This window comes from Flavobacterium niveum (genome assembly GCF_055231775.1).
The window spans coordinates 1112776-1126153 of sequence record NZ_JBUYSX010000001.1 but is presented as its reverse complement, the minus strand read 5'-3'; the positions used below and the strand labels follow the sequence as shown (position 1 = coordinate 1126153).

At 42.7% G+C, this 13378-nt stretch carries 6 protein-coding genes and 1 other RNA gene; 1 reads left to right on the top strand and 6 read right to left on the bottom strand.

Going from position 1 to position 13378, the window contains the following annotated elements:
• Nucleotides 1-24 precede the first annotated feature (24 nt).
• Both ACZIX4_RS04540 and ACZIX4_RS04535 read right to left on the bottom strand, forming a co-directional pair.
• Entirely contained in the window at nucleotides 25-2772 is a 2748-nt protein-coding gene (locus ACZIX4_RS04540; protein WP_463334423.1) for a ligand-binding sensor domain-containing protein, read from the bottom strand.
• Between the two features lie 67 nt (nucleotides 2773-2839).
• Entirely contained in the window at nucleotides 2840-4057 is a 1218-nt protein-coding gene (locus tag ACZIX4_RS04535; RefSeq protein WP_463334422.1) for an NAD(P)-dependent oxidoreductase, read from the bottom strand.
• A 205-nt stretch (nucleotides 4058-4262) separates the two neighbouring features.
• On the opposite strand from ACZIX4_RS04535, the gene ssrA reads away from it, so the two are divergent.
• Nucleotides 4263-4659: a transfer-messenger RNA gene (ssrA, locus tag ACZIX4_RS04530) on the top strand.
• Between the two features lie 311 nt (nucleotides 4660-4970).
• On the opposite strand, the gene ACZIX4_RS04525 is transcribed toward ssrA, so the two are convergent.
• The 4 genes from ACZIX4_RS04525 to ACZIX4_RS04510 all read right to left on the bottom strand — a co-directional run bounded on the left by ACZIX4_RS04525 (nucleotide 4971) and on the right by ACZIX4_RS04510 (nucleotide 13319).
• A complete protein-coding gene (locus ACZIX4_RS04525; protein WP_463334421.1) occupies nucleotides 4971-5993 on the bottom strand; it encodes a glycoside hydrolase family 43 protein in 1023 nt (340 codons plus the stop codon).
• 119 nt (nucleotides 5994-6112) lie between these two features.
• On the bottom strand, nucleotides 6113-7708 hold the full coding sequence (locus ACZIX4_RS04520) for a RagB/SusD family nutrient uptake outer membrane protein (protein WP_463334420.1): 1596 nt from the start codon (nucleotides 7706-7708) through the stop codon (nucleotides 6113-6115).
• A 19-nt stretch (nucleotides 7709-7727) separates the two neighbouring features.
• Nucleotides 7728-10748, bottom strand: a complete 3021-nt coding sequence (locus ACZIX4_RS04515; protein ID WP_463334419.1) for a SusC/RagA family TonB-linked outer membrane protein — start codon at nucleotides 10746-10748, stop codon at nucleotides 7728-7730.
• 186 nt (nucleotides 10749-10934) lie between these two features.
• On the bottom strand, nucleotides 10935-13319 hold the full coding sequence (locus tag ACZIX4_RS04510) for a glycoside hydrolase family 31 protein (RefSeq protein WP_463334418.1): 2385 nt from the start codon (nucleotides 13317-13319) through the stop codon (nucleotides 10935-10937).
• Between the last annotated feature and the right edge of the window lie 59 nt (nucleotides 13320-13378).

Sequence of the window (13378 nt, the reverse complement as noted above, 5' to 3'; positions counted from 1 at the left end):
AAAATCGAAAATTTAAAATGCTAATTATACGCTTATCATAAATCGAGTAAGGCTCTCTTCGGTAGTTATGCCCAGTTTTTTCCTTAAACGGTATCGGTGCAGCTCTACCCCGCGGAACGATATATTCATAAGCGGAGCTATCTCTTTAGAGGATAAATTCATCTTTAAATAGATGCAAAGCTTAATATCTTTAGATGTGAGTTCAGGATATTTCGACGTAAGTCGGGCTACAAATTCTTCATGGCTTTTTACAAGGTTCTTCTCAAAACTCTGCCATTCATTTTTGCTGATAGAACTGGTTTTTATAATCTTTTTTATACGGGTAACAAGCTTGGCAGCGTCTTTTTCGGCGTCCAGCGCCTCCTGTATGCTTTCTATCATTTCGCTGTGCTTGGCTATGCTCAACGATTTACCGGCCACCTCACTGGCTTTGGTCTGCACTTCCATTTCCAGGCGGTGTTTTTCAAATTCCTGTTGCCTCAGCTTCATTTCGCTTTGGTGCTCCACTTCCATAATCTGGGTCCTGTGGCGCATTTCTTCCTCATTAAGCCTTACTTTTTGCAGGTATTTTAGGTGGTTCCAACGGTAATACAGGAACAGCACCAGCACAGTAAACCCTATATATATCAGTACCATATACCATGAAAAATACCATGGCTTGTTTACGTGAAAATCGTAACGGGATACTAAGTTATACCCTGCCCCATTATTGTAATATACTTCTATTTCATGGTTGCCACTCGCCAGGTTGTTCAGTACTATCTTGCCCGAACGCAGCGGTGTGGCTGCACTGCCGTCTATACTATATTGCAATTCACCCTTCTTGAACCCAAATAATGGCGATATTACATCAATCTCTATAGTAGTATTGTGTTTTATCTCAGTATCATCCGTTACAAGATTACCTTCATAAAAAGCTTCAGTGGTAATTTCAGGCTTTTGCACAGCAGGCAGTTTTTTGGCTATGGTGAAAAAACCGTCATCAAGGTTTACAATGATCTTATCGGGCGAATTGTATACTTGTATGTTCTCTATAATTAGGCGTCCCTGGTAATATTTTTCGGGGATAAGGCGCCACGAAAAGCCTTTCCCTTTCTGGGTTACGATATACAACAGGCTGTTTTTAAATATCAGGAAGTTGTCGTCATCTACAGGGATTACGTCTGATATGGCACCAAACTCGTCATTAAATACCTTATTCTTTTCCAGCTTACCTGACAGTGAATTATAGGTATACCAAGAATTGTTTATAAGGAACAGTACCTGGTTGCGGAAGCTGAATATTTTTACGCCATAGTCGCTCTTTATGTTATTCTCTGCCGAAACGTTCTGTACCTGCTTTACAGTAAAATTATCGTCATAAGTAATGCGGTACAGGCTACGGTAATTGTCTGCCGCCCATAGTTCACCCGGATGGTTTTGGGCTATGTTTCGTATCGGCTTACGAAGTTTATCCAGTATTTTATATTCCGAAAGCTTGTTGATGTCGGTATACACCGCTATGCCTGAATAATTTGCCTGGAAATACACGCCATCAAATTTACTTTTAAGGAACTTCCACCCCCCGTTAACGGGGCTGACTTTATTCAGGCTGTTGCCGTCGTATTCAAAAGTACCGTCGTTATGCCCCAGTATAAACTTATTCCCGTTTTGGTACACGTCCCACACCTGCCCCTGCGAATTTGGTATAGCATCAAGTACACCATCTTTACAGGTAAAAATACCGTGGTTGGTTACCAGCAGGTAGCCATTGGGTATCACTGAAAGCGAATATACCGAACCAAGTATACCGGAATTATCTGTAAATAAACGTATAGGAGAATTTACCTCGACATGTGCAATACCGTTATCAAGCCCCAGCCAAAGATCGTTTTCACTATCAGTATTCATGCTGAGCACCGCATTGTTCTTCAGGGCATTCTTGCGGCTCAGATTTACAAAAGTGTTATCGGTAAGGTTTACGATATAAAGCCCCTGGCGCGATGTACCTATAGCCAGCTTATTATTACCCAAAAACTTGGCCGAAAGAATGATTTCTCCTTTTACAATAGTATTCAGCGGACTTTGCCATGACGAAATACTACTGCCGTTTGCAATAAAAACACCATCACTTTTGGTAAAAATATAAATGGAACCATTATGCGCCTCCATACCGTGGATAATAGCGCCATCACGCAACACTTCCCACCCCTGTACAGGGACAAAAGTGTTACCAGCCAACCTGAATACTCCCTGGCTGGTGGTGGCAGCATAAACCGCATCGTTAACAACATAACAGTATGATATTTGCGACGGGAAATTCAGGCGGAGGGTTTTGCCGTTTTCATGAACATATAGTGCATTAAACGACTGGAAATACAGTTTTTTCCCAAACCGGAAAATCTTCCATATCTCTTCATTACCCGAAAATCCCTTAAAAACTCCTTCATCAGAAAGGGATGTGTACTCCATTTTACCGTTAGTCCTTGTCCAGCATCCAAATTCCTTATACGAACCACAGTATATTTTATCACCTTCACAAAAAATTGACCTTATAATGGTACGGTTTGGCAAGGCATAGTGTTCCCATTTCACACCATTAAAACGTACAAGGAAATGGTTATTGGCAAAATACATGGCCTTATCATTACCCTGAAGCACATTCCATACCTGGTTATCACCCTCGTACTCGTATTTGGTAAAATTCTCTACGAAAGGCAGCATTTGCTGGGAAAAAACGGCTGTCGTATATATAAGTGAAGTAAATAACAGTAGCAGTACGCGAATTTTCATCTGAAAAGGTTTACAAGGCAAATTTACTAACTAATTTAAGGCAAAACAGCCTAAAAAAATACCCCTCTTAATGGAGGGGTACATTTTCTTTTACATATCCGTTAAGGTATTTAAAGCGTGGCGCCAGCCTGCCGTGTTCGGCAATGACCGCCCGCTGTAAAATACCGTCTTTATCATTATTAAAAAACGCCGGGATTACATGCTGTAAAAACATTTCGCCAAAGCCTTCGCTGGAATCACGCGGCAATTCGCACGGCAGGTTATCAACCGCCATTACCACTACCGCCGCAGGATGGTACATGTCTACCTCCTCCCCTGTCGACGTGTTATAACCGTAAAACGGCTCGGCAATGGTAGATGCACGATGCGTACATGCCACCGGGCCACCGGTATCACACGAAATGTCTGCCACAACCTTTAGCTTGCACGCCTTATCCTTCAGCATGGCAGCCGTAAGAATATCGGGCGCATTATTTCCATGAAAATGTCCGGCAATAAATATATCTGCTACATTAGCATATTTAGCAAAATCCGACTCGAACTCCTCGGCACGGGTAAAGAACTCTACATTACCCATTGCAGCCTCGCCGTCTTTGCGCTTGTTGTAGTCCAGCACATCTATATTAGTGTATACCGGCCTATCGTAGTTTTTATTTAGGAAATCAGCGGGGCTCACTTCCTTTATTTTAATTGCATCAAGTATCTCCTTGGCGCCTATGCCCACTTTGCCTTTGCCTGTAAGGACAATTTTAACCGGGGGCATGTATATCCTTTTAAGCCTGGCTACAAGCTCCTCTTTACCGGCAAGTGTTTCGGCCTTTGGCAAATTATGCAATTCAAACTTCATGCAAAACGCCCTGAAAGCATTGTACGTACCTACTATACCTGCGTAACGGCCAAAACCAATAAGCCTTTTACCCGTTTCATCTATTACCGTTTCGTGGTCGTACAGGGTAATGTCTTTGTCTAAAATTGCCTGCAGCATCTTCTGGTTGTGCTGCTGCTTTTTTATAGTATGTGAAAAAAAGAAGTATTTCTTACCCGGTATAAGTTCCGCTACGGGGATTTCCTTAACGCCTATCAGAACATCGCAATCGGCAAGATTATCGGTAATTTCAAAACCAAGCCGTGCATATTCCTCATCTTTAAAAATACGTATATCAGAGCTTTCCACCTTAAATTCCGCATCAGGGTACTGTTCCCTAAAGGCTGCAAGTTTTTCGGGAGAAAACACTACCCTTTTATCGGGCGGGGATTTTCTTTCTTTAAGTAAACCAAATTTCATAGCTTCTAAAACCTTATTGCATTGTTTGTAATTGTTAATTTATCAAATACGAAAACGATATAATAAATATAAATCACTTTCAAAACAAATCAACACGTCAAATATAACAAATATTCAACAGAAAAGAGTTTTCACAGAAATAATTATTTGTTACTTTTGCAACACATAAAAAGGTATGATCTTTGTAAAGATTATACCCGCTTACGGGGTCGACTGGTTTTGACAGCAGGCCGATGTGAACAGTAAGCACGCCGGGAAATGGGGCTGTTCCCGTACATCATTGCTCCAAAACTTTAAACGGCGAAAATAACTACGCTCTTGCTGCTTAATTCTGAACTATAGTAAGAATAGCCTCGTCCCTGCAAGGCAGGGAGGCGGGATTCTCCTGAAAAGCCCTGGTTTATGGCGTTTCGATTAGGAGAACCGTAAAAGTAAACCTGGGGATGGCTTCGCTTCGCGGCTGTCCTGAGACAACTGAAGCTAAGTAGTGTGTGGCGGTTTCCGGCCAAGCATACTATCGAAAACCCAAGCGGAAACTAAGCGTGTAGAAAGCTCTTTACCTCCTTGTTTGGACCCGGGTTCGATTCCCGGCGACTCCACTTTCAGCTTTCAGGCGACTTTTTTAAGAAGCCTGAAAAATGATGAAAACATTTCAAAAAACCCTAAAAACCTGCAAGTTACGTGATTTGCAGGTTTTTTTATTTCCCCTGCAATCACCAAAATTTTTAAAAACGCTCAAAGTTTCTGTGGCAAAATCGTGGCAATTTCTATCTGGCAAAAAAATTGTCACGATTTTGCCACAAAAAATCAATTAAATAACTGATTTACAAGACATAAACAACATTAACAACTTGACTGAAGAACGGCATAATTGTAAATTTATTAATGTTTAAATTTTGTACAAGTCTGGCTATTATTTTTGGTGCAAAATTGATTCGGGTACGCCACTCCACGTCTCCTGTAGCCTCCGGGCTTCCTCCTGTGTGATGCTGATTACACTGCCATGGCGGGGGTTAAAGTCCTTCGTAAAGGATTCGGGTTCTTTTGTAAATAGGAAAAGGTCCGTACTGCGTTGGAATTCGTAGCGTTGATTAGCATACAAGTCGTACATCAGGATATACTCATTTGAACTATTCAGCTTAAAAATACTGGAGCCTTCAACAACTATTGCTTTTTCAGAATAAGCATCAAGATATTTATAATCCTCAATCCACGGTCCTTTAAGGGATTTTGAAGTTGCCTGCTGAATTCCATTTTTATATTCTTTGCCATTCTCATCTTTAGTATAGCTTTTATAAAAAAAGTGATACATTCCATCTTTGTATACAATATCACCATCTATGGCGCCATATTTTGCCCTGAACATTAACTCAGGCTCTTTCTCAAAACCGGAAAAATCCTTATTGGCATACGCACAATAAAAATCAAGGTTAGTATCGCCCTCAAAGCGTACCGTAAAGTATACCATATATTTTTTCTCACGGGTATCATAAATCGTCTGAGGTGCCCATACCCATTTTACATTTGAAAATTTCTTGGGATAGCTTTTTGCGAGGTCAATACTATTATGACTCCAGTTTATAAGGTCCTCTGACTTTAGCAAAACAATACCGGGATTATGGTCCCATCCATTTTTAACGGTATACATATCGGTAGCAGTCATGTAAAATGACTTATTATCATGTCCCCGAAGGATATGTGGATCCCTGATTCCGCCCGTTTGAGAAATTACTTTTGACTCTAACACCGGATTGTTATTGTTAAGGGCGTACCAGTTCTTTGCATCAGCGCTAACCCCGAAACGGAGTTGCTCCTGGTTGGCTTTTGGACCCGACCCTTCAAAATAGGCAAACAGGTAACCTGCAAAATTATCTTGCTGTGCGCAGGCATTGATTGAAAAAACCAAAATTAAAATTCCTATGATACTTTTCTGCATGAGATTCTATTGTAATTTCTTATTGTAATTTGACTGACCATTAATTAATGGAAAAGCCTGCAGGAAACCACTCCTGCAGGCACCCTTGTAAAAAATACCTAAACAAACTCTCAATTTATTTAGTTGCTGTAACCCGGGTTTTGTACCAAATTGCTGTTAGTCTGCAAAATGGCATAAGGTATAGGGTATAATATTTTTGTGGCATCGGATGGGTCATGCGAAAACCATGATTTTGTAGTAAATACACCAAACCTTATAAGGTCTTGCCTGCGGCGGCCTTCCTGGCAAAATTCCCAGCCTAACTCATCGAGCATGCGGCCGTAAATAATATTTGCCCCGCCTTCGTAGGTTTGCGAATATGTGTCGCGCCTTCCGTAGTCGTAGGTGCTGCCTGCTGCCAGTTCGGCATCTGTTACCACCGCTTCGGCAGCGTTATCAAAGTAGCGTGTACGCACCATGCTAACCAATGCCCCTGCACCCGGCTGGCCTGAACGTAGCAGGGCTTCGGCTTTCATCATAAGTATGTCTGCGTACCTGAACATAGGGAAATCATTACTCAGGCGGTTAGTAGCACCAATCTTGTATTCAAATTTACCCCACCTGTATCCGTCATCTTTATCAGACTCATCTATAGAAGGCACCGAATTAGTATAGTTAATGCTAAGCAATTGGCCGGAGCTACTGTATTGCGGTCCCTGTATGTAATTTAAATCAAGGCGCTTATCGTTAGGGTTAAAACTGCTTATAAACTGGGGTATGGCACATACACCACCCCAGGGCGAATTTGTAAACTCATAAGTGCTCTGGTTTTCCTGTGCAAGTGTTTGCATGTGGAAGTCAAATGCATTCCAGTCAGTTACATACTTTTCGTCTAAAGGAAGCGCATATATAATTTCTTTTGAGTTTTGGTTTTCTGTAACAAAAACATTTTTTTGTGAAGGCTCAAGGATATAATTGCCAGATGCCATTACCGCATCGCATTCTGTTACACATTGCTGCCACATAGACTGGCCACGCCAAATTTCGGCATTCAGGTACATTTTTGCCAGCAGGGTGTGTGCCACCCACTTGTTCATCCGGCCGTAATATGCACCGGTAGGTGTTTCAGATAGCAGCTCAATATTGCTGTTAATTTCAGAAACAATGAAATCAAAAACCTGGGCGCGAGTAGACTGCATAGGCAGGCTTGTATCGGCATAGTCAGTTACTATCGGCACATTACCATACAGGTCTACAAGTATATAGTAATAAGATGCTCTTAACACTTTCAGCTCGGCTATAACCGAGTTTTTTATATCATCGGTTGTAAAGGTTATAAGGCCGGTATCTATCTGGTACAATATCCTGTTTACGGTATTAATACCTTCAAAAGTACGTGCCCAGCCCTGATATATACCGTCGTCATTACTGGTCCAGGTATGCTGGTGCCATCTTTTATAAATATAGCCGTCTATCCAGCCTATGCCTATACGGGCAGGTATTACATCCTGATCTGCAGATAGCTCCTGGGTCCTTACAACACCGTTCCATAACAGCATTGTTTTACGCCACGGCACGTAAGCAGCATTTACCAGTGCACTGATGTCCGTTTCCGTTTCGGGGTGGTACTGTTCGCTTACAACACTTCCGTAGGCGTTATCATATACGTCTGTACAAGACGATATGCTTCCTATAATTGCCAAACCGGCAATGATATATAGATTTTTAAGTTTCATTTTCTTTTTCGTTTATGGGTTAAAAATTAGCCTGTACGCCAAAGGCAAATGTCCTTGTGGTAGGGAATTTTTGCCTGCTGTCTATCCCCGGCGAAAGCCCCGATGTGTTCACTTCAGGGTCTATACCTTTATACCCAGTTATAATCAGTGCATTGTTTACAGAACCGTAGAGCCTTAATGATGATATGGTTTTGGTTTTTAGGTTCTTAAAATTATACCCCAAGGTTATGTTATCTATTTTCCAATAGTCACCATCTTCTATGTAATAGCTGTTAAATTCGGCCTGTACATCGCGGCTTAGTGTGGTTTTGCCAAAAACCTTGTCGTTTACAGATGCCAGCCTGTTATCCCTGTAACCGTTTTGTGTACCTTCAAAGTTCATACGGGCTTCGTTAATAACCTGGAAGTTAAATGCCCCCCTCATGTTTACGGTCAGGTCAAGGTTTTTGTAATTAAAGGTGTTGTTAAACCCGGCGTACCATTTAGGTATACCGTTACCCAGGTAGTGCCTGTCTTCGGGCGCGTGGGTAAACTGGTCATAAGGTACCCTTTCGCCATTCCTGTCCAGGTAAATCCATTTGCCGTTATCATCAACATCTACAACTTTAAAACCGTAAAAGTTACCTATAGATTGTCCTACCTGTACGCGGTGCGAGTTAGCCCACTGGCCTTCATAGTTTACAGCGCCGGTGTCAAAATAATCGTAGTCGGTTTTAAACACACTGCCGTTCAGGCTTTTAAGTTTGTTTTCGTTGGTAGAATACGTAATGGTTGTATTCCAGCTGAAATCTTCCGTTTGTACGGGTATAGCATTAATAAGCACCTCTATACCGCGGTTTACCATATTACCGCCATTAGCTACTATGGTAGGGTATAAATAAGGTGGTGTAGGTACGTTATAAGAGTATAGTAATCCTTTTACATCGCGGTTATATACGTCTATGGAGCCAGATAGCCTGCCGCCAAGCGATGAAAAGTCAAGCCCTATGTTTGTTTCGGCTTTTTCTTCCCATTTAAGATCCGGGTTAGGGTTAGATGCCGGGATTACAGTACGTATCCATTGCCCGTCTACATAAGCATAATCGCCATAGCGTAGCAGTGCCACCCCAAGGAACGAACCCGATGGCTGCGAACCGGTAACACCATAGCCTACCCTTAGCTTAAGGTCATCAAAAACCTTCTGGCCCTTCATAAAGTTTTCATTGCTTATGCGCCATCCTGCAGAAACTGCCGGGAAAGTACCCCAAATATTATCTGTGCCCCACAGCTGGCTGGCACCTTCGTGCCTTACACTCGCCATAAATAAATACCTGTCGTTAAACGAGTAGTTAACACGGCCAAAGAAGCTTATAAGGTTAGTAAGCAGTTTACCCGAACTCATTCCGGCAAATCCTTCCTGCAACGCACCGCCTGTGCCTATATTATGCCATCCGCCGAAGTAGTCGTCCTGGAAACCGTAATTGTTCATGCCCCACCATTCGCTGTCATTTTCTATGTAGCTATAGCCACCCAGTACCGTAAACTTGTGCTTCTCGATTTTCTTATCGAAAGTGGCGGTAAGTTCCATTTGCTTCTCAGTATTGGTAGACCCTCCTATAGATGACCAGCCCGGAAACCCGTCGCGTATTGCAGAAACATGGTTTAATGTTTCTGAGTATCCATTAGTTGTAGGGATTCTGCGGAGTGAAAAGTTACCGTTTAACGACAGGTCGCTTATAGGCTTGTAATTTATGGCTCCCGTATACCTCATTTCAGAGCTTTTTACATTACCGCTGCCTTCGTTTAGTAGCGAAAGCGGGTTTACATAATCCAGTTTGCTAAGGTTTTGGTACCAGCTGCCATCGGCATTCCTAACCGGGTCGGTAGGATTATAACGCAGCGACTGGAAATACGCAAATTGGTTAAAACTGCCACCCGGGGCTGTTGATGTATGCCTGTTTTCGCGACCCATTATCCCGAAACGGACAGACAGCTTGTCGTCAAACATTTTGTGGTTTACTTCTATCCTTCCTCGAAAAGTGCTGTTATCTGACTTTAAAAAGATACCTTCCTGGTAGTTGTAGTTAAGGTTTGCAATATAGTTTGTCTGCGAATTCCCACCCTGAAAAGTAAGGTTATGCACATGTATTATGGGTGTGCGGGTAATTTCATCGAGCCAGTCGGTATTGGCGCCATGGTCTGCATCAGGGTAAAGTTCCCTGAACTCGTTTGCAGAAAGGAAATCAAGCTTACGGCTTATTTGTGCAGTACTTACATACCCGCTGTACTCCACTTTGTTTATGTTGCCACCTTTGGCCTTTTTTGTGGTTATGAGTATAACGCCGTTAGTACCCCTTACACCGTAAATAGCCGCAGCCGAACCATCTTTAAGTACGTCTACACTTTCTATGTCTTCGGGGGCTACGGTATTAAGTGCTCCCGGTATGCCGTCTATAAGTACCAGTGGATCGGTATAAGCCCCTGAAAGGGTGTTGTTTCCCCTTAGCTTTATGCTTGTTGTTGCAGTAGGGTCACCGTTAGAATTTGTAACCGCTAAACCCGCAACTTTACCTTGTATCAGTTGGCCCGCATCACGCATTTGCCCCTGGTTAAATTTGTCCGATTTTACGCTTGCCACCGCACTGGTAACATCGCCCACTTTCTGCTTGCCGTAGCCTATTACTACAACTTCGTCAAGCACTTTTGTATCTTCTTCCAGTGCTATAGTAAGCGAATCGGTATTATTAATGGTAATTTCCTGCGTGGCAAAGCCGATGTAGCTTATTACCAATGTACTGCCCTGTGGAGCGTTAATAGTAAACTTACCGTCTACATCAGTAGTTGCCGATGTTTGTGTGCCTTTAATAACTATAGATACGCCAGGCAGCGGCATACCGTCTGTTTTAGATGTTATGGTACCGGTTATGGGCTGCTGTTGCCGTATGTTACCATAGGGCGTACCATGTGCCAGGGCAGCTGGCGTAGCGCATAATGTGGCACCTACCGTGATGCGCATAAGAAACCTGGTGAGGTTCTTACTAATCATGTAATGTTTGTCCATAAAATAAGTGTTTGGTTAAAGTGTTTACGTTTTTTTTACACCACGAATACGTTTTCGTGAAAAGGTTAAAAAAATATAATGGGGAATTTGAGGTTAATGTTTAAGGTATCCACGGCCCGTTACCAGGCCGTGGAATAAGCGGGGATGCTGCCCCTTCCCTTAGTACTTATGTACTACGCTTTATCTTTAAAATTTTATTTCGGTTTTTTTACCCTTGTAGGTTACAGCCTTACTGGTGCCATCCGGTAAAACAATGTTGAATTTCCTGGTTTGCAGTATTCCGCTGTACGTGCCTTTCCTTTCAGATATCACCAGCTTATGTGATTTTTCGTTCCACGAGAATGTAATGTTTGCATACGCTCCTTTTTCGTAGTTGTAGTTGTCAAATTCATCTTCGTACAGGATAAAAGACCCATCGGCACCGGGGTAGATGTTTACAGTAAGGTTATCCCATTTTTTCTCTGTTGCATATTGCACATCAGGCCCCAGGGGCAGTATGCTTCCTGCTTTTACATACACCGGTATAATGTCTATCGGGGTTTCTTTTTCTACCGTTTTGCCGCCCGTAAGCTTTTCATTTGTCCAGAAGTCGTACCAGTCTGTACCGGCAGGCAAATAGGTTTGTCTGGTTTTAACCTTAGAAAAATCTTCCGTTGATTGCTTTTTGCCATCCACAGTGCTTTGCTTTACATACATTGCAGCGGTAACCGGGTTTACCAGCAGGGATTTACCAAACATATATTCCTGTGTGTTTTCCCAGGTTTTACGGTCGTTTTTAAAATCCATGAACAAAGCGCGCATCATGCTTGAGTTATCAGCAGTTACTTCCCTTGATGCCGAATAGATGTAAGGCAGCAAGCTGTAGCGCAGCTTTATGTATTTTTCTACCGCATCATAAACACGGTCTCCTTTTTTGCCAAATTCATAAATTTCCCTTGGGGCATCGGTTCCGTGGGAACGCATCATTGGGCAAAAAGCGCCAAATTCTACCCAACGGGTGTAAAGCTCCCTGTATTCGGCATCTTCATTCTTTTTAGGGAAATCCCTGATAAAGAAACCGCCCAAATCACTGTTCCAGTACGGTATGCCGCTCAGTGAAAAGTTAAGTCCTGCAGGTATCTGGTTTTTAAGGGTTTCCCACGATGCCTCTGTGTCACCAGACCATGTGTTAGCGCCATAGCGTTGCTGGCCTGCAAATGCCGAACGGGTAAGTATGAATACACGTTTGCCCGACGAGGCTTCGCGCTGGTGCGTATACACACCGCCTACAGACATAAGCGGGAAAGCATTGCGCACTTTCCTGAAACTGCCTAAGTAGGTTTTATTGTCATAGTCCTCAGGCTTTATATGTAAATGGTCTGGTTCGCTGGAATCCATCCACCATCCGTCTATCCCTTTAGAAAATAAGCCGTTGTTCAGATAGTTCCAGTAAATATCCCTGGCTTGCGGGTTGTAGGCATCATACACCAGTACGCCGGAAGGATAGTCTGCGTTTGGCGGCCATTTTTCTGAACCCGATTCCGGCCAGGTATCAAAGTTCATTAGCATGTTTTTTGCTTTTAGTTCCCTGTACTGCTTTGTCATAGGGCCAAAAGACGACCATATGGAAATAATCAGGTGGGCATTCTGTGCATGGACTTCATCAATCATTTTGTTTGGATTTGCGAAATCGGCGTTTAAAAAATCCATGGCATTCCATAAGTAATTACCGCCCCAGTATTGCCAGTCCTGTATTATACCATCCAGCGGAACGTTTAATGCCCTGTATTTTTTTACAACATCTACCAGTTCGTTTTGGGTTTTATAGCGTTCCTTGCTCTGCCAAAAACCAAATGTCCATAGCGGGAACATGGGTGCCTTACCGGTAAGTACCCTCATGTTATTTATAACCCCGTCGGCATCTTTACCATACATAAAGTAATAGTCTATGCCATCGGCCACATCTGAGGTAAACGATGTACCGGCTGCATCATCTTTAAAATCTGTAGGTGAATAATTATCCCAAAAGAGCCCGTAGCCTTTTATGGACTGGAAAAAGGGTACCACATCATCTAGGTTACCCTGCTCCAGCCTGTAGTTCTGGTTGCGTTGGCTAAGGTTACCCCTTTGGTGCTGGCCCAGCCCGTATATGGGTTCTTCTTTTTCAAGTTCAAAAGCCTGCCCCGCTGTGTAAGACGGGGTACCGCTATCGTTAAATGGGGTAAAATGTACCCCTCCTGTTTTTTCTTTTAACAGCACCAGCCCATCGGCCTTGTAAAAAGACAGTGTGCCGGTTTGGGTATCAAGGGTAACACTAATTTTCTTTGTTTTCAGTGTAACTACCGAACCCTTGCCTGTAACGTCAAAAGATACACTTTGTGACTTTGCAATTACGGAAAGGCTTTCCTTATGGAATACCTTCCCCGAAGGATATTTAACCACCCTTATGATTTCAGGAGTGTAAAGTTGTAATTCAATGTCATTCCCTGCCACTGTGGCTTTGAGCCCCTGCTTTGTCTTTTGATAGTTTTGAGCTGATACAGCCTGCGCAAGGCCAAAGACCACAAACAAGGTAAAAAAGATGTTTTTCATTATTGTGCTGTTAATACTGGTTACAATTCAGGCCTAACTAAAACGATGTAATTGCTAGG